The 23,018-nt window shown below is 58.4% G+C and carries 23 protein-coding genes; 11 read left to right on the top strand and 12 right to left on the bottom strand.

The window, feature by feature from the left end; all coding sequences use genetic code 11:
* The coding region (locus IRZ24_RS04385) for a hypothetical protein (protein ID WP_297160734.1) at window positions 1-193 on the top strand (193 nt) is incomplete at its 5' end.
* A gap of 243 nt (window positions 194-436) precedes the next feature.
* Window positions 437-832 carry a hypothetical protein gene (locus IRZ24_RS04380; RefSeq protein ID WP_297160733.1) on the top strand — a complete coding sequence of 132 codons (396 nt, stop codon included), beginning with the start codon at window positions 437-439 and terminating at the stop codon, window positions 830-832.
* 146 nt (window positions 833-978) lie between these two features.
* Here the strand turns inward: IRZ24_RS04380 and IRZ24_RS04375 are convergent, their stop codons facing one another.
* The 6 genes from IRZ24_RS04375 to IRZ24_RS04350 all read right to left on the bottom strand — a co-directional run bounded on the left by IRZ24_RS04375 (window position 979) and on the right by IRZ24_RS04350 (window position 7,359).
* On the bottom strand, window positions 979-1,635 hold the full coding sequence (locus tag IRZ24_RS04375) for a hypothetical protein (protein ID WP_297160732.1): 657 nt from the start codon (window positions 1,633-1,635) through the stop codon (window positions 979-981).
* 376 nt (window positions 1,636-2,011) lie between these two features.
* Window positions 2,012-4,372: an ABC transporter substrate-binding protein gene (locus tag IRZ24_RS04370; protein ID WP_297160731.1), complete on the bottom strand. Its 2,361-nt coding sequence runs from the start codon at window positions 4,370-4,372 to the stop codon at window positions 2,012-2,014.
* A 67-nt stretch (window positions 4,373-4,439) separates the two neighbouring features.
* A complete protein-coding gene (gene ruvA, locus IRZ24_RS04365) occupies window positions 4,440-5,024 on the bottom strand; it encodes a Holliday junction branch migration protein RuvA (protein WP_297160730.1) in 585 nt (194 codons plus the stop codon).
* Window positions 5,025-5,117: 93 nt separating this feature from the next.
* Window positions 5,118-5,672, bottom strand: a complete 555-nt coding sequence (gene ruvC, locus IRZ24_RS04360; protein ID WP_297160729.1) for a crossover junction endodeoxyribonuclease RuvC — start codon at window positions 5,670-5,672, stop codon at window positions 5,118-5,120.
* Window positions 5,673-5,765: 93 nt separating this feature from the next.
* Complete coding sequence (locus tag IRZ24_RS04355) at window positions 5,766-6,521, bottom strand: YebC/PmpR family DNA-binding transcriptional regulator (RefSeq protein ID WP_297160728.1); 756 nt, start codon at window positions 6,519-6,521, stop codon at window positions 5,766-5,768.
* 64 nt (window positions 6,522-6,585) lie between these two features.
* On the bottom strand, window positions 6,586-7,359 hold the full coding sequence (locus IRZ24_RS04350) for an alpha/beta fold hydrolase (protein ID WP_297160727.1): 774 nt from the start codon (window positions 7,357-7,359) through the stop codon (window positions 6,586-6,588).
* A gap of 190 nt (window positions 7,360-7,549) precedes the next feature.
* Here IRZ24_RS04350 and IRZ24_RS04345 point away from each other — a divergent pair, with 190 nt between their 5' ends.
* The 7 genes from IRZ24_RS04345 (at window position 7,550) to IRZ24_RS04315 (ending at window position 13,277) form a co-directional block, all read left to right on the top strand.
* On the top strand, window positions 7,550-7,990 hold the full coding sequence (locus tag IRZ24_RS04345; RefSeq protein ID WP_297160726.1) for a YraN family protein: 441 nt from the start codon (window positions 7,550-7,552) through the stop codon (window positions 7,988-7,990).
* Window positions 7,991-8,186: 196 nt separating this feature from the next.
* Window positions 8,187-8,711 (top strand): hypothetical protein, encoded by a 525-nt coding sequence (locus IRZ24_RS04340; protein ID WP_297160725.1) that lies wholly within the window; start codon window positions 8,187-8,189, stop codon window positions 8,709-8,711.
* Window positions 8,712-8,810: 99 nt separating this feature from the next.
* Window positions 8,811-9,368, top strand: coding sequence for a tRNA (adenosine(37)-N6)-threonylcarbamoyltransferase complex ATPase subunit type 1 TsaE (tsaE, locus tag IRZ24_RS04335; RefSeq protein ID WP_297160724.1), 558 nt, complete (start codon window positions 8,811-8,813; stop codon window positions 9,366-9,368).
* Complete coding sequence (gene tsaB / locus IRZ24_RS04330) at window positions 9,349-10,182, top strand: tRNA (adenosine(37)-N6)-threonylcarbamoyltransferase complex dimerization subunit type 1 TsaB (protein ID WP_297160723.1); 834 nt, start codon at window positions 9,349-9,351, stop codon at window positions 10,180-10,182. The genes tsaE and tsaB overlap by 20 nt, the downstream gene beginning before the upstream one ends.
* Window positions 10,166-10,801 carry a ribosomal protein S18-alanine N-acetyltransferase gene (gene rimI / locus IRZ24_RS04325; protein ID WP_297160722.1) on the top strand — a complete coding sequence of 212 codons (636 nt, stop codon included), beginning with the start codon at window positions 10,166-10,168 and terminating at the stop codon, window positions 10,799-10,801. The genes tsaB and rimI overlap by 17 nt, the downstream gene beginning before the upstream one ends.
* A 104-nt stretch (window positions 10,802-10,905) precedes the next feature.
* Window positions 10,906-12,090 (top strand): tRNA (adenosine(37)-N6)-threonylcarbamoyltransferase complex transferase subunit TsaD, encoded by a 1,185-nt coding sequence (gene tsaD / locus IRZ24_RS04320; RefSeq protein WP_297160721.1) that lies wholly within the window; start codon window positions 10,906-10,908, stop codon window positions 12,088-12,090.
* A 143-nt stretch (window positions 12,091-12,233) separates the two neighbouring features.
* A complete protein-coding gene (locus IRZ24_RS04315) occupies window positions 12,234-13,277 on the top strand; it encodes an ROK family protein (protein WP_297160720.1) in 1,044 nt (347 codons plus the stop codon).
* A gap of 186 nt (window positions 13,278-13,463) precedes the next feature.
* Here the strand turns inward: IRZ24_RS04315 and metG are convergent, their stop codons facing one another.
* Window positions 13,464-15,200 (bottom strand): methionine--tRNA ligase, encoded by a 1,737-nt coding sequence (gene metG / locus IRZ24_RS04310; protein ID WP_297160719.1) that lies wholly within the window; start codon window positions 15,198-15,200, stop codon window positions 13,464-13,466.
* 260 nt (window positions 15,201-15,460) lie between these two features.
* On the bottom strand, window positions 15,461-16,483 hold the full coding sequence (locus IRZ24_RS04305) for a ThiF family adenylyltransferase (protein WP_297160718.1): 1,023 nt from the start codon (window positions 16,481-16,483) through the stop codon (window positions 15,461-15,463).
* 389 nt (window positions 16,484-16,872) lie between these two features.
* On the opposite strand from IRZ24_RS04305, the gene IRZ24_RS04300 reads away from it, so the two are divergent.
* Together IRZ24_RS04300 and IRZ24_RS04295 are read left to right on the top strand one after the other, a co-directional pair.
* Complete coding sequence (locus tag IRZ24_RS04300) at window positions 16,873-17,316, top strand: response regulator (RefSeq protein ID WP_297160717.1); 444 nt, start codon at window positions 16,873-16,875, stop codon at window positions 17,314-17,316.
* Between the two features lie 330 nt (window positions 17,317-17,646).
* The gene (locus IRZ24_RS04295; RefSeq protein WP_297160716.1) at window positions 17,647-18,063 is read left to right on the top strand and encodes a response regulator; all 417 of its coding nucleotides are present in this window, start codon (window positions 17,647-17,649) and stop codon (window positions 18,061-18,063) included.
* A gap of 529 nt (window positions 18,064-18,592) precedes the next feature.
* Here IRZ24_RS04295 and IRZ24_RS04290 read toward each other — a convergent pair.
* The 4 genes from IRZ24_RS04290 to IRZ24_RS04275 are packed head-to-tail and all read right to left on the bottom strand — an operon-like array spanning window position 18,593 to window position 22,692.
* Window positions 18,593-19,600 carry an ABC transporter ATP-binding protein gene (locus IRZ24_RS04290; protein ID WP_297160715.1) on the bottom strand — a complete coding sequence of 336 codons (1,008 nt, stop codon included), beginning with the start codon at window positions 19,598-19,600 and terminating at the stop codon, window positions 18,593-18,595.
* 17 nt (window positions 19,601-19,617) lie between these two features.
* Window positions 19,618-20,595, bottom strand: coding sequence for an ABC transporter ATP-binding protein (locus IRZ24_RS04285; protein ID WP_297160714.1), 978 nt, complete (start codon window positions 20,593-20,595; stop codon window positions 19,618-19,620).
* Between the two features lie 30 nt (window positions 20,596-20,625).
* Window positions 20,626-21,720 (bottom strand): ABC transporter permease, encoded by a 1,095-nt coding sequence (locus IRZ24_RS04280; RefSeq protein WP_297160713.1) that lies wholly within the window; start codon window positions 21,718-21,720, stop codon window positions 20,626-20,628.
* A 12-nt stretch (window positions 21,721-21,732) separates the two neighbouring features.
* On the bottom strand, window positions 21,733-22,692 hold the full coding sequence (locus tag IRZ24_RS04275) for an ABC transporter permease (protein WP_297160712.1): 960 nt from the start codon (window positions 22,690-22,692) through the stop codon (window positions 21,733-21,735).
* Window positions 22,693-23,018: the final 326 nt, after the last annotated feature.

The raw sequence follows: 23,018 nt of genomic DNA, 5'->3' as shown, positions 1-23,018 counted from the left end.
CTATATTTCATCCCGTGGCATCGCTGATTGCTTCGATCAGCCTCTTGCCTCTTCGCTGCCGCTCTCGTCGAGTGCCTCTGTATTACCTGTCACGGCTCTCGGCTGGGGATGGGAATTTAATAAGCGTGAGCTGGCCCCTGCCCTCTGTGGCGAAGAGGCTCGCAGTGATTATGAGGTGCGCCTGCGACCCTAGGAGCGGAACGAGGGAGGATCGTAGCGATCTTGCTCGCTGGCTGGGTCGTGTTCCTGGTCGCAGCCTCCTCTTTATGCTATGCTCTTGGTGAACCCAAGGCTGATCGTTATGGTGGGAGGGATGACCACCAGGCAAATGGTGAATGATCGGCGGCAGGACAGCTAAGTCTCTTTCACAAACGCGAGCTGGTCTGCTGATCATCTCAGGCTCTTTTGAGAAGAAAGGACGGCTGAGACCTCTAGTATGAGTCAGTCAGAAGAGTTACTGGTTGAAGCTGAGCGTCAACGTCAGGCGCGGCGAGAAAATGCCCGGCGCATTATGCGAGAGAGCGATCTCCCCTCGCTCTTGCGCCGTCTTGATCGAGAGATGCTTAAAGGACGCGGACGCTTTGAAGAGTACGATACGCTAGTGCTCCTCAAATGGGGATCGGGCTATACGGGACGCCACATCTGGGTCGAGGTGGTCGAGGATACTATTCGCTTTCGCCTCACCCCTCATCGGGTCTGCCCCACTCAGGTCCCTCTCTGTGATGGGGAGTATCATATCTTTACGCCCGCTATGTGGCGAGACCGCGCCCTCCTTTGGTCCGAGCTGCAGAAATACTATGCCAAGCCAGTGGCCGAAAGCTCCAGCGATTAAAAAGGAGGAGGCCTTTGCTCTGCCCTGCCCTCTCTGGTCCGCCGAGGGCGCAGCGAGAACAACAATGAGCAACTGGCCTGCGTTTGGCCCTGCCCTGTCCGGTGGATCAGCTAGGGCGCTAGCCGGGCAAGGAGGAAGCCACTGCGCTAAGGCTGCTCCAGAGCTAGCATCTGGACAAGCGCTGCCTGGTGCAGTTGCAAGTTGAAATTCTGGTAGCTTGGTTGAGTGTAAAACTCCTCCTGCTCGATTTCGCTCGCCCAACTTAGAAGGTTAAGAAAGACGGCTCCCCAGCGTTGATAGCCTGGCTCGTGTCTCTCGCCCTCTCTGCTGTCTCCTGCTTGCAGTCCAGCCTCTTCCTGTCCACGGGCCAGGAAGGCTGAAGCCATCAATAACTCTGCCGCCTGGCGATGGAGGCTTTCTAACCAGTGCTGCTCGATGGTTTCAGCTTGCTCTGGATGAACACGGGCCAGCAGCGCTACCGCCAGGGTGGGGCTCACCGCCGGGCGCACATAGCCCCAGATATAGCGCATCGCCCATTGCTCTGGCACATCCATGAGCTGGGGGCCTGCCATCTCCTGCAGCAGGCGAGCGGGACTGCAGCGCTCACGTACTTTCCTCCACACTTCCTCGTTCTCCCAGGTACTGAGCAGCAGATGATAGCGCCTGTCGCGGCTAGCATAACTACGCACGCTCAGCAGGCCGGGAGTTGGACGCAGCGACTCAGTAACCTGTCGTACCTGTGACTGGGCATCAATCTCGTATGCTGGTCTGATATGGGCCAGTGTTGCAATGAGTAGCTCCATTGCTCAGCTCTCCACATACCCTAAGGCTCTCAGCTTATCTCACGACTTTCTCCTTGCCTTGTCTCCACTTGCTGAAAGTGATTTCTTTGTCGCCCTACCTTCTGAAGCTAGCGGAATATAGGTATGGCGACGGTCGAGGTTGGGCGACCGGGTCAGGTCTACAGAGCAATCGGCATCATCTGCTCAGAGCTGCCGGCTATTGGTTAGCAATCAGCAAACAGGAAGCATGTGAACTGAAGGGGTGGCTGTCGGGCTGATCCTCTGAGGCAGCTAAAGCAGGCCTAGCATTCTATTGTCCCTATGGCTCATCTCTGCTTCTGGCGTTCTCAGCAGGGGGCGCGAGGAGCAAAGGGTCTAGCTTTGCTCCTCGCGCTCATCACTGAGCGATCTGGATGCTACCATCCTGTTGTAGCTCCAAGATCGCCGGCGCTGCACGTGTGCTGGTCACCAGCACATTATCCCAGAAGCGCAGCGCGATGGGACCGCTCACGCCATTGAAACTCTGATTGCTGATCCGCTGCACGAGCTGAGCGGGAGTGGGGAAAGAGGGTGAGGCCTGGGCCTGGCTCTCTCCTTCTCCCTGGTTGCTCTGAGGCTGTTGCCCGGGCTGTTGGTTCTGGCTAAGGCTCAGGGCCACCATTTCAACGCCGTCACCGAAGAGCAGCGCTCCCTGGTCCAGGGCGGCGGCTCCACTGCAGAAGCTGCCGGGCGAAGCAAAGAGTGTGCAGAAAGCGGCGTAGAATTGCTTAGGCCAGGGACTATCTCCACTGGGAGGGCGAGCAGCGCTGCTGACCGTCACATAAATACGAGGAAGTGCGAGCTGATTTTGACGAACCCAGGGCACCAGCTTCTGAATGGCCGTTGGCTGGACGAACTCCCCTCCGATCAGCAGAATCGGCTGCTGATCGCGTGGGAGCTGAGCGATCGCCTCCGCCAGTGTCATCACATCATTCGAAAGCAGGGGGGCAAAAATGAGATCGGGTCGTGGTTGGGCTTGCAGAGCATCCTTCAGGCCAGCCAGCAGATCGTCGCGCGAAGCCTGGGGGCGGCCATTAGCGTCGAGAAGACCACTGGCCACAGCGGTCTCCTGAGCCACGATCCGTGCATGCCGATGAGCCGTGAAATACTGGCTAAAATAGTGTGCGGAGCTACTGGAGGAGGGATTGCTTGGGTCGTAAAAGATCGCCACGTTACGCGCTCCCAGCTCATTATAGGCATAATCGGCTCCGGCACGGCTCTGAGCCGAGTCATCTGCCGAGAAGCGGATAAAGGCGAAGCCAGGAGAACAATGGCGGTAGAGCGAAGTTTGTGTCAGCAGGTCAATGATAAAGAGGCCCGAGGCCGTCGGTGCAATCAGAGGAACACCGGCGCGGCAAAGCACCGGCAGCACCACCTCTGTCAAGCGGCTGGGAGCCAGTCCCAGTACGGCCAGGATCGGCGGTCGTCCGCTGACCTGGAGACCGAAATCCTGAAAGTTCCCCTTGGCATTAAGCGTTGCCACTGTATTAGCGATCTGGAGCGCGCCCTCCTCCTCTCCTGTTGTATTTGCGAGCACCAGGTACAGCAGAGGTGCGCCTGGAATCTTCATCTGGGCGCTATTGTACTGCTCCTGACTGATATAGGCCCCGACCAGCTCCTGAGTATAGGCGGCGTAGAGAATGTGGCGATCGGTTCCGCCCTGTGGATCAGCCACACCGGGACCGCTGTCGAAGCTCACGACAATAATGCCGTAGGGATGCCCCGAGAGGCGCACGCGCAGATCCTCGCGATAAATCGCCGCTTCAGCGCTGTTGCAGCCTGTTGTATCGCTAATAGAGACCGCTGCCGAGAGCAGAGCCTCAGCCTTCTTGCTATTGCCCTCGCGCATGGCCTGAGCTGCCTGGCGCTTATCCTGGTAACCGGCGGCGTTACAGGCATCGAAGATTTTCAGCCCGTCACTCAGCCCGATCCCATCGGGTGTTGGCAGTAAGTGCGTATTGGGGGGATGGTAGTAACGAGCGTCATCCCAGCGGATGGCCAAGAAAGCCGTCAAAGAGGTCAGTAGTAAGACCAGAATCAGGGTACCGAAGGCCAGAGCACGTGGGGCAATCGGTACCAGGCCACCGCGGAAAAAGCCGCTGATCTCCCACCACATCACACGGAAAGGATCACGTACCGGGCGGCGTCGATACTTGCGGTTAGCCTTAGCCTCCTGGCGGAAGAGATCCAGCAATACCAGGCAGCCGGTATCGCAGACGAGCAGATGAGCCTGAACCTCTGGATAAAGCAAGGCCACATTCTGCCCGCTATCCATAGCTTCGGCGTACTCGGGCAGCAATTGGCGACACTGCTGGCAATCGATCAGGCCATCGCCAGCCGAGGGAGGTGAAATGCGAATCGTCTGCTCCTGCGATTCGGAACCAGGTAGTGGAGAGGGAAAAGCTGGAGCAGCAGGCGGCTGGGCAGGCGGAGGCGGCGCCTGGAAAGGCTCGGCGCTCGCCAGGGCCGACGCGGCAACAGCCGCCTCGTCGCCTTCCGCCGGGGCCGAAGATTCCGACGGAGAGGCACGCCGTACCTTCTTTTTCTTGCGCTTAGTAGCGCTAGCTGCCGAGGCTTCCTTGCAACGTGGGCATGAGGCCATATGCTGGCGGGCAGCCTCAACAGCCTCCTCGGGCACGGCCTCGGGGTCCTGCTCATATTCAGCCAGGACAGAGACAGCGAAAGCACATGCTGGCGGCAGCAATTCGTCCGTTGCCATCAGCATCCTCCAGAAATAGGCGTTTTCTGCGAATCCTACCTGCTACGGCGACCGTCACTCAGATAGATCAGAGTTCGCGGGCGAGGGAGCGCAGGGCCAGGGTGATTTGTTCTTCGAGCGTCAGATTCTGATCTTGAGGCAGACGAGCGATAGCCGCCTGGGCGGCAGCCGGACTGTAGCCCAGCCCTACCAGCGCCTCCAGCACCTCCGAGCGCCGAATACCGCCCGTCGTAGGAGTCCCCGGGGCCACGGCTGGAACCTTTCCTTTCAGCTCCAGCACTAGGCGAGCGGCGAGCTTCTTACCTACGCCGGGGGCACGGGCCAGCAGTTGTACATCCTCTTGAGCAATCGCGCGGTAGAATGTGGGGGCATCAAGCACCGAGAGCAGTGCCAGTGCCACCTTGGGACCCACGCCGCTGACCCCAATCAGCAGTTCAAACATATCGCGCTCGGCCTCCTCGGCAAAGCCATAGAGCGCCAGGCCATCCTCACGGACGTGCAAATGGGTATAAAGCGAAACCTCGCTGCCAGGGGTGCTGAAGCGATTGCGAGTTGAGGCAGGCACGAAGACGCGTAGCCCGAAGCCTCCCACACGGATGATCAGATGGTCCTCGCGCTGTGCCTCAAGAATGCCATGAATGCTTGCGATCATCCCTGCCTGCCTATATTTCTCCCTCTGTTGTCGTATAGGAAGTAACGCCACTGGCGTAATCTGAGTAACGGCTGCTGACTTTTTGGGGAATGATTACCATCCTCCTGATTCTGAGGAGGGATGAAAATCCCCTGAAAGGAGGCTGGCCCTCATCAAGTGGGAGCTATGGAGGTGACAGATGGCAATGGCCGCTGCGTCCGCCGCATCATCAGGGCGAGGGACAGCGCGCAGGTTCAGCAAAATCCGCACCATCTCCCCGACCTGGGCCTTGTCTGCACTACCGTAGCCAGTAACTGCCTGTTTCACCTGGCGAGGTGTGTACTCGGCAATGGGCAGGCCATGATTAGCCAGAGCCAGCATGGCCACACCGCGCGCCTGACCAACCATCATCGCCGTGCGGGCATTTTTCGCGAAAAAGAGTTCCTCCATCGCGGCCTCCGACGGCTGATGGGTAGCGATGATCTCGCCCAGACGCGTGTAAATATGTTGGAGACGCTGAGGTAGGGGCATACCGGCGGGTGTAGTGATCACATCGCACGCAAGTAGGCTTAATCTGTCGCCCTGGGCTGCGACAACGGCATAGCCCACAATTGCCGTCCCGGGATCAATGCCCAGGGCGACCCGCCGTGGCGGAGCCTTCTGGGTCATAGGGGCGTGCCGCCTTCCTCAGAGCGCGACCGATGGGAAGACAGAGCGACCATCAAGGACGCTCTGATTCCCAGCTCGCCGCTGCCACAAGCCCTACTCATAGGAGGCCACCAGTTCGTCAGGAATATCGGCGTTAGAGTAGACGTTCTGGACGTCGTCCAGGTCCTCGAGCTTCTCTACGAGTCGCATGAGCTGATGGGCCGTTCGGGCATCATGCAGCTCAACGCGCGTCTTGGGAACCATCGTGCTCTCTGCCTTCAGAATCTTATAATTCCTCTCCAGGAGGGCCTGGCGTACCTTCTCCAGGTTAGCCGGTGTTGTATAGACCGTCAAGGTTTGATCCTCGGAAGGCTCGGCGTCCTCGGCGCCCAGATCGATCGCCTCCAGAGAGACCTCATCGGGGTCATGCCCGTCCAGGGCCAATTCGATTACTCCCCGCGGCTCGAAGATCCAGGAGACACTGCCGGTCTCACCCAGGCTCCCGCCGTTGCGGCTAAAGGCGTTGCGAATCTCCGCAACTGTACGGTTGCGGTTTTCAGTCATTGCCTCGATAAGAATGGCTGTCCCGCCGGGGCCGTAGCCCTCATACGTCACCTCTTCGAGGTTAGTGCCTTCCACTCCGCCGAGCGCTCGCTTAATGGTGCGCTCAATATTTTCGAGCGGCATGTTGGCATCGCGCGCGCGCTGAATAGCCATGCGCAGACGCGGATTGGCGGCGGGGTCTCCACTCCCTCCCTCGCGCACGGCGACAGCGATTTCTCGCCCGAGGCGCGTGAACAGTTGGCCTCTGCGCGCATCGTTCACGCTTTTAGCGCGGCGAATCTGTGCCCATTTCGAATGGCCTGACATACCGTTGCCCCCTATCTATCGCAAATGCTCTGTATGAAGAAGGGCCGTTGCTGCCCTGCTTGCTCTATTGTTCGTGAGGGAAACCACTGGCTGTATTGTAGCATGAACCAGGGGAGGGCGTCGAGGGGGCTGCTGCCAGCCAGGCAGCGATGACACGAGCTAGTTCTTCGGGCCGCTCCTGCATCAGGGCATGGCCAGCCGCGGGGATGATCTGGAGCGTTGAGCCTGCGATGTGATCATGAAGGTACTGGCTATACTTGATGGGCGTCATCTGATCTTCTGCGCCTACCACAATCAAGGTGGGTAAAGAGATCTCTCCTAGGCGTGCCATGCAGTCAAAGGTGTGGCAGGCCAGGAGATCGCGATACAGGGAAGCGCTACCCCTGGCTAGTTCTCGCTGGAACTGGGCGCGCTGGCTCTCGCTGCTCGTAGGGACGAGGCTCCAGGTGGCCAGCGCCTGTAAGGCCTCGGGGGAAGCGGTGCGCGCAGCCTCCAACAAATCAGCTCGTACCCGCAGGCGAGCGCCAGTTCCTATCAAGATCAGCCCAGACAGCTCTGAGCCATGTTCCAGGGCCAGCGTCAGCGCGATGGCTCCGCCCATCGAATGCCCGGCGATGATCGGCCTTCGGATCTGTAGCTCATTGTTCACAATATCCCAGACAACTCGCGCGTAGTCACTGACTGTTACCTCTGCCGGCAGGGTATCCGGGCGCTGACCATGCCCGGGCAGATCAATGGCAAACGCCGGATAGCTGCCAAGGTGCTCCAGGAGCGCGCTCCAACTGCGTGCGCTCCCACCTGCGCCATGCAGAAAGACAAGTGCCTGTTGAGTCTCCATCTCTGGTCTTGCTCCTCTCCTTTGTAGTTACTGGACCGTCAAGCCAAGCATCTTTCAGGACGCTCCCTCGTCTGCTTGCAACTCGTCGCTGTCTGGGCTATCCTTGCACAGAAAGCAAGAGCATTCGCTCACTGATGCTCTTCTGGTAGGAAGGATACAACATTCGTAGTGGGGAAGGCGTATTACTCTCATGAATTGTCCTAATCACGAGGAAGCTGATGGCCAGGGGAGGGCACAGGACCTTGTCGGTCAGTCGCGAGCCAAACGCCAGCGCGCGCTTGGCCGGGCGGGCGAACATCTAGCAGCCGCCGCTCTGCGGCGGCGAGGGTATCGCATTTGTGAGCGCAATTTTCGCTGCCGAGCTGGGGAGATTGACCTCATTGCTTGCGAAGGAGAGGAGTTAGTCTTTATTGAGGTCAAGACACGGCGCGGCACTGGTTGGGGACCTCCTGAAGAAGCTCTGACGCCCCGCAAGCGACGCAAGCTGATCGAGGTGGCCTCTCACTATCTCGAGCTGCATGGGGCCTATGAGCGCCCCTGGCGCATTGATGTCGTGGCCATCCAGCTCAGCAGTACTGGCCGGTTAGAGGCGCTGCGCATCCATCGCGGCGCTGTGGAGTACGAGGAGTAGAGTCTCGCCAGGAGGCCCCCTAGTAAGCCAACCTCATTCGTGCTTCCATTCTGCCTCTGCACCTCAACAGAGGCGGAGGTCGCAGACAAATGCAGAAGACCAGTAGTGAACATCTCTATCAGCGAGGAGAATAGCCTGCCGAAGCTCTTCGGCGCTCGCTCACTGTGCCAACTGAGAGAGAGAAGGAGCAGCAAAGATGGCGGACTTTGTCGAGTCGGCAAAACATCTTGTCTCGGCTGCAGTTAGCCGTACGACGTGGGAGGCGCAGAAACAGCTGCGGCTTCGAAGCAAGCAGGGAGAAATTGATCAGTTACTCAAACAGCGTCAGCTTCTGCTAGAAGAGCTGGCCACGGCGGCTATGACACTCTATCAGCAGGGAGCGCTGTCGCAGCCGCAGCTCGCGCGCATTTGCGCCAGCATTCAGGAGCTGGACGCAGATTTGCGTAATCGAGAGCAACAGCTACAGGAAATCAAGAACGAGACCTATCAGCCGGCGCAGTTTGCTCCGCAGCCAACGCGTGACTATACACCGCCTCCAGTGGCTTCAGCGGCCTCGCCAACTGATCAGACGGCAGCCGGGAGTGGGATGGGAGGTGCTCCGGGGGTAACCGGGGCTAGCAACAATCCTCGAGTGGCGGATAAGGTGCCTTGCCCCCACTGTGGCCAGTTAGTGCGCGCACGGGCGCTCTATTGCTCTAGCTGTGGGAAGAAAATCGGCTGAAGCGAAGCAAGGAGGACTGTGTTATAATAATTTGAGGCTCTCTGGAAAGGCTCAAGAGATACTTGAGCCACGGCTATAGCAGGGGAAAAGGAAGACGGCGTGACTGGTGCTTCTCAAGAAGAGGTGAGCTGTTCCCTTGACGTGATCAGCCATAGCGCAGCCCAAACCCAACGGCTTGGCCTGCGCTTAGGCGAGCTGCTGCGCGGTGGCGAGCTGATCCTGTTGGCTGGCCAGCTAGGAACGGGAAAGACCACTTTTACCCAGGGGCTGGCTCAAGGTCTAGGCATCACTGAGGTGGTCAGCAGCCCGACATTTACACTCCTGAAGGAGTACCGTGGCCAGCCGCGTAGAGGCGGAGCAGAGCAGGCAACGCACGCCAAAGGGTTGGCGCTCTACCATTTCGATCTCTATCGCCTGGAGCATCCCGAAGAGATACTCGATCTGGGCTTCGAAGATTACTTTGCGAATCCTACGGGAGTCTGCGTGGTAGAATGGGCTGACAAGGCTGCGGCCCTCTGGTCTGGCGAGTATCTCCGCGTCCGCCTGAAGTTACTCAGCGAGACAAAGCGCGCGCTCCTCTTCGAGGCCGTAGGATCGTATTATTGTGATCTGCTGCAACAATTCCAGAAAAATACCTATGCTGCTCTTGGCAATTGATTCCTCCACGCGCCAGGCCAGTCTGGCTCTCTGCTCAGAGGAAACGCTCTATGCAGAAGAGACCTGGCTTGTCGAGAACAATCATAGCGTTGAGCTGTTGCCTGCAATCCGCCGGTTGCTAGTCAGTCGTAGCTGGCGTCCGGCGGATCTCTCAGCCCTGGCGGTCGCGTTAGGCCCAGGCTCCTTTAATGGGGTGCGAGTGGCGGTAGCGACGGCCCGTAGTCTAGCCTTTGCACTGGGCAAGCCGCTGCTTGGCATAGGCACATTAGATGTCATTGCGGCACAACAGCGCCGTTGGCCAGGTCCGATCTGCGCGGTGTTAGAAGCAGGACGCTCAGAACTATATGCCGCCTGCTACCTCGCTACAGAAAGCAGAGATGAGCAGGGGCGACTGGTCCAGGAGCTGCGGCGGCTCGGGGACTATGTGCTGCTACCTCCTCAGCAGCTGGCTGCCTATCTCCAGGAACTGGCTGCCACAGCGCTGGCTGTGCCGGGGCGTCGTGAGCTTCCGCCTTTTCTCTTCTGTGGAGAGATAAGGGCGGCCACCTGGACAACTCTACGTTCCTCTCTTCCCGAGTGTGCCTTCGCTGAGCCGTTGCAGGCCACCAGGCGGGCCGCAACCCTGGCCTCGCTCGCCTTGCCACGCTTATTGCGTGGCGAGAGTGATGATCCTTTACGCCTGGAGCCGCTCTATTTGCGTCCGCCTGCCATTACCGCCAGTGCACGTAAGCAACCGCTGCTGAACGCGGTAGATCAGCCGCGCTCACTACCTCAACGCGAGACAGAGAGGGAAGAACGTGCGTTACGTCATTGAACGCATGACTTTGTCAGACGTGCCTCGGGTGATCGAGATTGAGCGTCTGGCCTATCCATCGACCTGGCCTCCTAGTGCTTATCGCAAGGAACTGCAAGATAACCGCTGGGCGCACTATATTGTCCTGCGGGACAAGAAGATTCTGGAGGAGCACCTGGAGCCTGCAGCCTCTGAAACCGAGAAGCCACGGCGCTTCTTCCCTCTGTCGCTGTTGCCGGGCCGCTCGTCGACGGCGACAACCTCACCGCAGCTCGCTTCGATCATTGGCTTCGCCGGGCTGTGGCTCATGGTCGACGAGGCACATATCACAACGATTGCCTTGCATCCTGACTATCGCCGTCAGGGTCTTGGAGAGTTCTTACTCACCAGTTTAATCGATATCGCCTATTCCATTGGCGCCAGATGGGTCACGCTTGAGGTACGTGTCTCCAATTACATTGCGCAGAATCTCTATCGCAAGTATGGCTTCCGTGAGGCCGGTCTGCGCCACCGCTACTACAGCGACAACCAAGAGGATGCGCTGATCATGTGGACCGATGAGATCCATAGTCCGGCCTATCGCCAGAAGTTTCAGGAGCAAAAGACTGCTCTACTGCGGAAGCTGGAGGCTCAGGGCTAAGCAAGGAGCTAGCGCTCTCGGCCCTATCGGACGAGAGTAGTGGGGCAAGGCCTGGATCGGCTAGCAATGAATGCCTTCCAATCATGCTAGAAAGGGGGTGAACTATGCTCGTTCTCGGGATCGAAAGCTCTTGTGATGAGACTGGGGCGGCCATTGTCAAAGATGGTCGCTACGTCCTAGCCAATGTGGTTGCCTCGCAGACAGAGATTCACGAACGCTACGGCGGAGTTGTACCGGAGGTTGCCTCACGGCAGCAGCTAGCTGCCGCCCTGCCGGTCATTGAAACGGCCCTGCAGCAAGCTCACTGCGGCTGGGAGGAGATCGACGCTATTGCTGCTACCTATGGTCCCGGCCTGGCCGGCTCCTTGCTCGTAGGGCTGACTGTCGGTAAGACCCTTGCCCTGGCCCGTGACCTGCCCTTCCTCGGGGTCAACCATCTGGAGGCCCATATCTATGCTAACTGGCTGCGCCAATCGCTGGATTCTGACCCCCAAGCCGGCGCAGCAGAAAAGGAGACGGAGCGTGCCTATCTGCCCGGCGATCCACTCTTCCCCCTGGTTTGCCTGATCGTCTCTGGCGCGCATAGCGAGCTGGTCCTTATGCGCGACCACGCCGATTATCTCCTGCTAGGGCGGACACGCGACGATGCGGCAGGAGAAGCTTTTGATAAGGTAGCGCGCATCCTGGGCTTGGGCTATCCCGGCGGCCCGGCTATTCAGCAGGCAGCACGCCTGGCTGAAGAGGAGCTCCGGCAGCAGTCCCTGCCGGCGCGCAATCCCTATCGTCTGCCCCGGGCCTGGCTGCGGGGAACCTATGACTTCAGCTTCAGTGGCTTAAAGACCGCGATGCTGCATCTGGCCGAAGGACTCGTAGCTGATCAGCAATCGGGTCGTCCGCTGCCCAGCGGAGGCCGTCAAATAAGCCGCTATACAACGATGGGGAGTGAGGCAGCCAGGCGCGGTCAGATTCATATTGGCCTGTTGGCTGCCAGCTTCCAGGAAGCTATAGTTGATGTCCTGGCAGTCAAAACACGCATGGCGGCTCAAGAGTATCATGTACGCCAGGTTCTCCTAGCTGGTGGGGTGGCGGCCAATGTCGCTCTGAGGGCACGCCTGGAGGAAGAACTGGCGCCGCTGAGTATCCAGTTGCAGTATCCACCGATCGAGTTCTGCACAGACAATGCTGCCATGGTCGCGGCGGCGGCTTTCTTCCACTTGCTGCGTGGCGAGCGGCATGATCTTGATCTTGATGTGGAACCGAGCCTGAGCCTTCCTTTTCGGCAAGAGTAGCAGAGGAACTGGCGGGCAGAGCGAGAGCGCGAGGCGTACCTGTAAAGCGAGCGCTCTATCCACGCTACGAGGAGCTAGCGGCATGAGCGAGGGGCAGATTAGCCGCCTGGCAGTGCCGTTCTGTTTGTCTTGAGGAGAGAGCTATGGCCAAGAATCACGCGGGGCATACGGCGACCTATGCCCTTGGCATCGACCTGGGAGGCACAAAGACGCTAGCGGCGGTCATCGACGTTGCCAGTGGCGAAGTGATTGCCTCGGCGCGCAAACGGACGAAGGCGGAACGCGGGCAGGATTTCGTCGCCCGACGAGTGGTGGAAGTAGCCCACGCCGCTCTTGAGGCCGCTGACCTGCACAATGGGCGCGAGCTGCTTGCAGTGGGCATTGGCGCCGCCGGCCAGATTGATCGTCAAGCAGGCGTGATTCTAGAGGCCCCCAATCTCGGGGTGCGCAATATGCCAGTCGCGGCCCTGCTCAGCGCTGAGTTCGGGCGCCCGGTTGCGGTCGGCAATGATGTTGAAGTAGCTGCCCTGGGCGAGTACCTTTATGGGGCTGGACGGGCCTATAAAAATTTCGTCTGTATCTTTATCGGCACAGGCATCGGTGCCGGCATCATCCAAAACGGGCGACTCTATACAGGTCTCTCTGGTACCGCTGGCGAGGTTGGCCATATCACGGTCGAGGCCAGCGGGCGCATCTGCGGCTGTGGCGCACGTGGCTGCCTGGAAGCCTACGCCTCGCGCACGGCCATCACACGTGCTATCCTGGCCGAGATCCATCATGGTCGCAAATCGGTACTCGCCGATGAGGCTCTACTCCAGCTCAAAGGCGGCGAGACCATCATTCGCTCTGGATTGCTGGCCAGCGCCATTCAGCAAAATGATGAGCTTGTGATTGAGGTCGTGAGCGAGGCCGCTGACTACCTGGGCTATGGCCTGGCATCGATCATCAACTTTTACAATCCGGAGGCCATCATCCTGGGAGGGGGCGTCATCGAAGCCATTGACCTGCTCTTTGAGCGTGCAGTAAGGCGAGCGCGAACCGTGGCGCTGGCTTTGCCCGCCCGCCAAACGCCTATCTTACGCACGCGCCTGGGCGATTTCTCCGGGGTAGTGGGAGCTGCCTGTCTGGCAGCTCAAGCGGCGGGCTATCCTCTCCGTGAGAGCGAAGAGCAAGCGATAGAAGAATAAAGCGCGAGCCGGGTGGGCAACGAAAGGGCGAACAGAGAGACTCCACCCACCCGACTGGCGCGCGACGAGAGAGGCCCATAGATCTGCCTGTCGGCCTACGAGAGCCTGGGCGTGACCTGGCTGGCAGGGCGCAGCCCAGCCGGTCAGCCCCTGATCTTAGCAGCAGCCGTAGCAGCAGCGAATCACTCACTGGCGTAGTGGCTGGCTGTCTGCAGATGGAAGGTCGGCAGGCTCCTCCAGCTTGGCGAAGAGAGGCCGAGGAGGTGGCAATTGTCGGCCTGCCGGCACGGTCTCAAGCTGCCAGCGTGAGCTACTGACCTCACCTTCGAATCCCAGGTAGCTATGTAGCCTCTGGGACGAGAAAGGCACATAGGGGTACAGCAAGACGCGCAGACCACTCAGTACCTGCAGCATCACATAGATCGTTGTCCCGGCGGCCTGGCGATCCTCCTTAATGCGTTTCCAAGGAGCCTGCTCATCGAGATAGCGATTCGCAACATGAGCCACGGCCATCGCGGCCTGCAGGCCATCCTTAAAACGGCACCGGCTAATCAACTCCCCAACAGTGTGAAAGCCCTTCTCCACCTCCGCGAGCATCGCCTCATCAGCGGCGCTCAGAGGCCCCGGCTCCGGCACAGTGCCCCCGAAACGGCTCTGGACAAAGGTCAGCGTGCGATGGACAGCATTACCATAAGTGGCCACCAGCTCATCATTGTTACGCCGTACCAGCTCCTCAAAAGTAAAATCAGTATCGCGCCCCTCGGGGGCGGAAGCCGAGAGGTAATAGCGCAGAGGATCAGCCCCATAGAGGTCCAGCACATCCTTTGTCCAGACCACATTGCCACGACTACTTGAGGCCTTACTGCCGCGCATAGTCATAAACTCGTTAGCCGGCACATCGTAGGGCAGATTGCGGTTGCCATAGCCCATCAGCATCGCCGGCCAAATAATCGTATGGAAAGGAATATTATCCTTACCGATAAAGTAGTAAGCCTTCACTGGAGGATCAGCCATTCCAGGAATCCACCACTGTTTCCAGGCATCGGGGTCGCCCTTGCGCTGCGCCCATTCCACCGTAGCCGAGAAGTAGCCGATCACCGCATCAAACCAGACATAGATGCGCTTTTCATCATAGCCCTCCAGCGGGATAGGCACCCCCCAGTCGAGATCACGCGTAATCGCGCGTGGGCGTAGTCCCTCCTTGAGCCAGTTCATCGTGAACGTATAGACATTGGGACGCCAGTGCTCCTTGCCCTGTGAAAGCCATTGCAGAATAGGCTCTTGCAACTTGGGCAAATCAAGAAAGAAATGCTCAGTATCGCGAATCTGCAGAGGCTGCTCTTTGCTACCGCAGAGGCGGCAGTGAGGTTGAAGCAGATCGACCGGATCCAGGACACGCCCACAGTTATCGCACTGGTCGCCCCGTGCTTGCGCATAGCCACAGTGGGGGCAAGTGCCTTCCACGTAGCGGTCAGGCAAAAACCGGCGGTCCGTCGGGCAGTAGGGCGACTGCATCGTGTCTTTATAGACATAGCCCTTCTGATAGAGCGTCAAAAAGAAATCCTGCGTAATGCGATAGTGGTTGTCGGTACCGGTTTCTGTATACAGATCCCAAGAGATGCCCAGACGCTCCCAGATCTCGCAGATCTGACGATGATAGTAAGAGACGAATTCGCGTGGCGAGATCCCCTGACGCTCGGCATCGACCAGGATCGGCGTGCCATGCTCATCGCTGCCAGAGATCATCAGTACATGGTTGCCAGCCAGACGATGGTAGCGTGCAAAGGTATCCGCAGGCAAATAAGCGCCAGCGATCTGCCCGACATGAGTCGACGTTTTGGCGTAGGGCCAGGCCACGCAGACCAGAATATGCTCAGCCATAGAACATGACTCCCTTGCTTGCTGATGGAGGTCGTCAGTCACTCTGTCTTCTTCCTGGTTGCTTGCCAGCCAGCGAGCTAGCTTGTAGTCTTTGCTTGGCAGCTTTCTCTCTCAGAGAGTCAGCACGACGGATGGAGAAGTGAAGAGACCACTAGGCGGATTGTGCCTCATTATAGCATAGAGTAGGTGAGGGACAAGACCCTACCTGTACAGGGGAGGCTAGATCTGACCACATCCCGCCTGGAAGGGAAGGGCGCGGAACACGCCCCTTGCTGGACAAGTTGCGCGGGCCGTGAGATCAGTCACGTGCCGATATAGCGTGCATAGAGCGAGCGAGCCACCTGCTCATTATCGGTACCTTTGATAATGGCCCGTCCGTCGGGGAAGACCGTCATCTCATAGCCATCGACGCTGAAGCGCAGCAAGTAGGCGTTATGCTGGACGGGAGCCAGAGCCTGCAACCGCTGGGCGAGGGCGGCCAGATCAAGGTGCGTACCGCGTTGACTGCTACGTACCTGGACAGCGTTACGTCCGCAGAGTGTGGTAGTATTCTGCTGGAGAGAGGCTGTCAAGAACTCGAAGCGCCCAAAGGCGCAGGTTGGGCAGTCTGCCTGACGAGGTAGCTCCAGACGTTCAAAGGTATTTTCCCAGAGATCGGCCACCAGCAAAGCCCGGCTGATCAGTGGACTGTTCAACAGAATCTTGAGGGCTTCGGTGGCGGCGATACCACTGATCATACTAACGATGCCGTTGAGGACACCGGCGGTATCGCAGGTTGGAGTACTACCAGGCGGAGGCAACTCAGGGAAAACGCAACGCAAACAAGCCGTCTCGCCGGGGAGGATGTTCATCGTCACGCCGTGAGCGGCGATCACTCCGCTATAGATCCAGGGGCGTCGGTACTTTACACAGGCATCATTGAGCAGGTAGCGCGTTTCAAAATTATCAGTTGCATCCAGGACCAGATCGACACGCTGTATGAGGGCTTCGGCTTCCTCGGCAGTGAGGTCCTGCACCAGCGGTTCAATCTGCACCTCGCTATTGATCTGCTCCAGCTTCCTGGCGGCAGCGATGGCTTTGGGGAGGTGGGCCTCGACATCTTTCTCATCAAAAAGAATCTGGCGTTGCAGATTGCTCAGCTCGACATAGTCGCGGTCCACGATGATCAAGTGTCCAATGCCGGCTCGGCAGAGGTGATTAGCGAGCATAGTGCCGAGCGCTCCACAGCCAACGATCCCTACAGAAGCAGTTTGGAGGCGTTCCTGCCCCTGGCGACCGATCGGAGCAAAGAGGATCTGGCGCGAGTAGCGCTCAAAGGCGACCATGAGAAGAGCCTCCCCTAGACTGGAACAGGCCGCAGAACAGCGGCCTGACAAGACATAGCTCGATCCACAAGCTCTCACTAGCCAGCTCGTGCCTCCATTGTACCACAGGGAGACAGTGCGCGCAAAGGCAAGGCACCCTATGATTGATGGCACGGTTAGAGGCCTGCAGCCTGATAAGCGGCCTGATTGTTCTACTGGCTCACTCACTCACTTGCTTACTTGCTTACTCGCTTACTTGCTTACTCGCTCGACTGGCTAGTACTCATGAAGGCCTCAGTTGGCAAGACCACGCAGGTGTGTTACAATGCAAAGGGGTGGGTCGTCTTTGCTGTTGAGGAGAAATAAAGTGCAGTGCCTGAGCAAGACGGCTTTATACGGCGGAAAAGACGATGAAGAAAGTGCTGGTCATCGACGATAATCCAACTATTGTTGAACTTATTAAATATGCGGTCAATCTCCAAGGCTCGTACGAGGTCATTGTCGCGTATGACGGCGTTCAGGGCCTCGAGCAGGTCTATGCCCATCACCCCGATTGCGTCATCATCGATGTGAAAATGCCTCGGATGGATGGCTACCAACTGGTGCGCTGCTTGCGGGGCGATGCGCGCACTGCCGATACTCCTATGATCATCCTGAGTGCAATGACACGCGAGGAGGATCAACTCACTGGCCTTCTCTCCGGGGTTGATGAGTATCTGACTAAGCCTTTTAAGCCTAGCGCCCTCAATGCGGCTATTGAGCGCGTTCTGCGCCTGACTCCCGCCGATCGCCAGCGCCGCATGGATGAATTGATGCGGAGCCAGGGTGAACAGCAGCAGCAACAGCAGCGGTGAGCCGGGTTAGACTGCATGGGGACAGCGCCTATTCCGCTTTGCTCTCCTCGCTGGAGTGCGCTGCTGCCGTGGCATGTGATGATCGCTTACGCTCGCAACAGTCAGGTCTAAACCGAGCTGCTCTTTAGGTAGGCGTGTGGCTGAGTTCTTTTGTGCCTCGCCTGCCTTGCCGGCAGACGGCTGATCTGCTCATCCTTGCTGAGAAGGAGGAAGGCAGTCGCGGGCAGGATGCCGCGCTCCTCGTCTCCCTCCCTCTGTCGCGTCAGTTTATCTAGCTGCTTGAAAACTTATTTCTGTAATTGCTGATCGACGATGATATCTATCCGTCTCATGGCTCGTGAACCAAGGACAGCGCAATTGCCGCGGGTGCTCTTCGTTGATGACGATCCACATGTCCAGGGGCGCATCAAGCAAGCCCTGGAGCATATGTTTCTGGTCCGCTGTGCCTCTTCTTTGGAAGAAGCTCGTCGCTGCCTCCTCGAAGAGCCGCCTGACCTGTTAATCTGCGAGATTGTGCTAGGCAATGAGGATGGCCTCGACCTCTGTCGCTTTGTGCGAGGTCAGTCCGCCTTGCGGCATCTCCCCGTGATGATCCTCAGCTCGCAGATGACAGTACAGGATAAAATCGCTGGCTTCGCCGCTGGCGCTGACGACTACGTTGTGAAACCTGTCGACGCACGTCATCTCGCTGCTCGCTTGCGCCTCCTCTTGCGCATTAAGCAGCTAGAGCTGCATAATCAAGATTGACAGGGAGAACCTGCCTGGTGTCTCGGGGTCTTTCTTGGGACAGAGGGGCAGGGGTCTCCCTGGCCTTCCTGCTCTCTACCTTGCTCCAGGCAAAGTTCGCTCCAAGGAGAGCGAGAGGATTTCCGCCTACGCTGCCGCCGTATATTGCCTGTCTGTCTGCCTGCCTGTCTCGGGTAAGCGAGCAAAGGGATATGCGGACCTGTTCCGGGGAAAGCCTTCTATGTCAGGGCTACCAGCCAGCGCCTCGCCTGCCTGCCTTGCCAGGCTCGGTTACACCTCTCTTCTGCTGCAGCATAGCGTAATGGCAGCCCGAGCTACCGAGGAGCAAATACACAAGGGAGCGACGCCTTGTTCTGCGCACCTGTCTGCCTTGCGGACCAGCGCAAGGCAGACAGAAGACAGAAGGTGTCGCTCCCTGCTTGGTTGATATCTGTTTGCTTCCCTCTAGGACTTTGGGCCTGCTCATGAGCTGCAACCCGAGCTGATAGAGGGCTGAGCGAGCAGACAGGCAGGCAGGGGACGGAGAGGCTCAGCCTGGGAAATGGCAGGCTACGTAGTGATCGCGCTCTTTCTCTTCTAGTGGCGGCACCACTTCGCGGCAGATCTGCTGTGCTTTCCAGCAACGTGGGTGGAAATTGCAACCCGACGGAGGATTCACTGGGCTGGGTACATCCCCTTCCAGAATGATGCGCTTACGACGGGCTTCGACCTCGGGATCAGGCACAGGGATGGCCGAGAGCAGCGCCTGCGTATAGGGGTGCAGCGGCAGCTCATAGAGCTTCTCGCTCTCCGCCAACTCGACGATGCGTCCCAAGTACATCACGGCAACACGATCACTAATATGCTTCACGACCGAGAGATTGTGGGCCACAAAGAGGTACGTCAGGCCAAACTCGGCCTGCAGGTCCTGGAGCAGATTCAGCACCTGGGCTTGAATAGAGACGTCGAGGGCTGAGACCGGCTCATCGGCGACAATGAATGACGGACGCAGTGCCAGAGCGCGAGCGATGCCGATGCGCTGACGCTGCCCACCGCTGAACTCGTGGGGGAAGCGGTTCACATAGTATGGATTCAGGCCCACTACCTCCAGCAGATGAGCCACCTGCTCGCGGATCTCGCGCGCATTGCCGCGCTTGAAATTCTCCAGCGGCTCGGCAATAATCTGCCCGACAGTAAAGCGTGGATCGAGCGAGCCAAAGGGGTCCTGAAAAATCATCTGCATCTCAGCCCGCTTTTTGCGCAGCTCGGAGGGCGGTAGCTTTGTTAACTCGACCCCATTCAGCTTGACGCTGCCCCCGGTTGGCTTGATAAGCTGCAGAATAGCCCGCCCTGTCGTCGACTTGCCGCAGCCGCTCTCGCCGACCAGACCGAGCGTCTCGCCACGGCGGATCGTCAGATCGACCCCGTCGACAGCTTTCACGTGGGCGATAGTGCGATTAAAGAGACCGCCTTTAATCGGAAAGTGAACCTTGAGACCCTTGACCTCGACCAGCGTTGTCCCTGTCGCTGTTGAGGTCGCCATCTGCTGTTGTGCCATAGCGTCCTTCTCCCTGACTAGCTTGGATAGAAGCAAGCGGCAAGCTGCTCACCGCGTCCTACTGGCTTCAACTCGGGCCGTTCTTGACGGCAGCGGGGTTGGACCCGCGGGCAGCGCGGTGCATAGGGGCAGCCAACGATATTGCGTGAGAGATCAGGTGGCTGCCCGGGGATGGGAGTCAGGCGCGTACCGCGCTTCTCGTCCAGGCGCGGGATCGATTGCAAGAGACCAATTGTATAGGGGTGGGCGGGGGTCTGGAAGATCTGGCGTACAGGTGCCGACTCCACAATATGGCCAGCGTACATGACGATCACATGCTCGCAGGTGCCGGCCACCACGCCCAGGTCATGGGTGATCAGCATCAGGGCGGTGCCGAACTCCTTGGCCAGGCCCTTCATCAGTTCAAGAATCTGTGCCTGGATAGTCACATCGAGAGCGGTCGTCGGCTCATCGGCAATCAGCAACTGCGGATTGCAGGCCAGAGCGATGGCAATCATGACACGCTGGCGCATCCCACCACTGAACTCATGAGGATAGCTCTTGGCCCGCCGACGCGCATCAGGGATACGGACCAGCTCCAGCATCTCAACGGCTCGTTGCCAGGCCTGATCGTTTGAAATGCCCTTGCGGTGGCGCTTCACTGTCTCAGCGATCTGATACCCGATAGTGAAGACAGGGTTAAGCGAGGTCATCGGGTCCTGGAAGATCATGGAGATCTTGCTGCCGCGCAGCTCCGTCATCTCGTCGGTATTCTTCTCTAAGATATTCTCGCCGTTGAAGAGAATCTCACCCCCGACGATCTTGCCTGGCGGCGAGGCGATTAAGCGGATAATGGAGAGAGCGGTCACGCTCTTGCCGCAGCCACTTTCGCCCACCACTCCCAGAGCCTCGCCAGGCCGCATGGTGAAAGAGACATCATCTACGGCCTTGACAACGCCACTGCGAGTAAAGAAGTAGGTTCTGAGATTGTTGACTTCCAGCAAATTTTCCGGCATGGGTGTATGCTCCGCTCTTGCGTGGTTCGCTTAGTCTTTGGTGCGAGGATCGAAGGCATCGCGCAGGCCGTCGCCGAGGAACGAGAAGGCCAGCACCAGGATCGCCAGCGTGAGAGAGGGGACCAGCACCTCCCAGGGGTGCGTATCCACCGCATTACTGGCCTCGGAGATCATCAGACCCAGGCTGGAGCCAGGTTGCTGAACGCCAAGGCCCAGCAGGCTGATACTCGCCTCACCGATAATGGTATTGGAGATATCGAGAGTAGCGGCCACGACGACGATGCTGAACAGGTTAGGAATAATGTGACGCCAGATGATCTTGAAATTGCTGCTACCGGCGGTGCGGGCCGCTTCGATGAACTGTTGTTCTTTAATCTGCAGTGTCTGGCCACGCACCAGGCGAGCCATCAGCGGCCAGGAAACCAGGGCCAAGGCTCCCGACACCAGAAGCAGACGCGCGTTCCCATTAGGGCCGACGATAGGAATGTTGCTCAGCGTCGTATCGGCCCATGTGCCGAAGATGCCAGTGAGCAGGATGATAAACAACAGACCCGGAAAGGCGAAAATGATGTCCGTGAGGCGGGCTAGCACCTGATCGATCCAGCCTCCGAAGTAGCCAGCTAGCACGCCAACCAGGATGCCCATCGTAATGTCAATCACCTCCACCAACACCGCCACACTGATGGAGACAAGCAGGCCCTGCATTAAGCGAGCAAGGATATCGCGTCCCAGATCGTCGGTGCCCAGCCAGTACTGAGCAGACGGCAGCTCGTCCTGGCGGCTCAGCTCCTGGTGATAGAAAGTGCGGTAGACCGTCGCTGGGATCGGCCCATTATCGGGACTATCGTAGATGCCTCCCAGGTGCTGATAGACGAAAGGCCCGAACAGCGACAGCAGCACCATAAAGATAATCACGCCGAGGCTGACCATCGCACGCGTGTCGCGACGCAAGCGGCGCAGCGACTCACGCAGCGGCGAGACCGGTTTACGCTCTTTTGGCCCCTCGGTCTCGGGTATGACGCCCGGTGTCTCGACGAGGAGATCCGGCTCAACAGGCAACATCAGGTTCGTGTCCGGGGCGATCAAGGGGGAGGCTGGTTGAGTCTCTCGGTCATGCGTATCCATTGGCTAAGCCTCCTATTCGAGCTTGATACGAGGGTCGACCAGCGTATAGGCAATATCCGCCAACAAGTTGCCCAGCACGACCCCGATGGCCAGCAAGACAGTAGTCGCTTGGATTACCGGGTAGTCACGGTCAAGCACGGATGAAACAGTGATCGTGCCGATGCCAGGGATGTTGAAGATGTTCTCAATGAGAAAAGCACCAGTGATAGTGAAGCCCAATGTGACACCTGTCACGGTGATCAGGGGAATGAGCGCATTGCGCAGCGCATGCCGGTAAATGACGAGACGCTCAGGCAATCCCTTAGCACGAGCCGTACGGATGTAGTCCTGGCGCATCACCTCCAGCATGCTCGTCCGCGTGATGCGCGCAAAGTAGGCAGCTCCTGCCAGCCCGAAGACGAGCACGGGGGCAAGCTTGTACTGGATATCGGTCCAGGTATAGTGCCAGGGCTCGCCCCAGTTGGCCACAGGCCAGCTCGCCCCTGTTTCCTGGTCGATGAAGACGATCAGCACCTGAACCAGGACGCAGAAGACAAAGATGGGCATCGCATACAGAATTAGCATGATGCCCATGTTCAGAGTATCCACCCAGGTATTAGCCTTGAGGGCGGAGATAATCCCCACGGGGACCCCGATCAGCAGGTAGACGACCAGGGCCCAAAGGGCCAACTCCATAGAAACAGGGACGCCATCTTTGAGAATGTCCCAGACTGGTCGTCCCTGCGTCTTGAACGAGTAGCCGAAATCGAAGTGGGCCAGGTGAACGAGGAAGTTCCAGTACTGCTGATACCAAGGTAGATCCAAGCCGTAGGCATGCTTGAGCTGGGCGTAGAGCTGGGGGGAAAAGTGCTCACCCAGCATCGTACGGATTGGATCGCCCGGAGCAAAATAGCCCATGATGAAGGTGATGAAGGTGACTCCAATCACCACGAAGACTAGGCCGATGAGGCGCTTGATCAGAAACTGTATCATGCTAAGCCCCTTACTGTCCTGTCAGCGCTCGCTTGGCGAGAAGGAGGCGAATACTTTGTGGCTAGCCATTGCCTCTTTCCACCCTCCCTTAATTACCCAACGCTGAACCTTGCCCCTGTGCCTCCTTTATGGACAAGTGTACCCATGTCACGTTCCGCCAGAGGTGGAAGATCCATGAAATGGCACCCTCTCATAGATGGATCTGGACTGTAGCGGACAACAGACGTTACATGACGTATCTTGTCCCTTATTTTAAGGAGCGCTATCAGGCTTGTCAAGCTAGAGGTTATGCTTCTGCCATCATATTATTACGCTCGCCTGTCTGC

Origin of the sequence: Thermogemmatispora sp. (assembly GCF_019683755.1) — a bacterium.
In the GTDB taxonomy this organism is placed as follows: domain Bacteria; phylum Chloroflexota; class Ktedonobacteria; order Ktedonobacterales; family Ktedonobacteraceae; genus Thermogemmatispora.
Note: the sequence above shows the minus strand (reverse complement) of the source record. Positions and strands in the feature narration are given on the sequence as shown.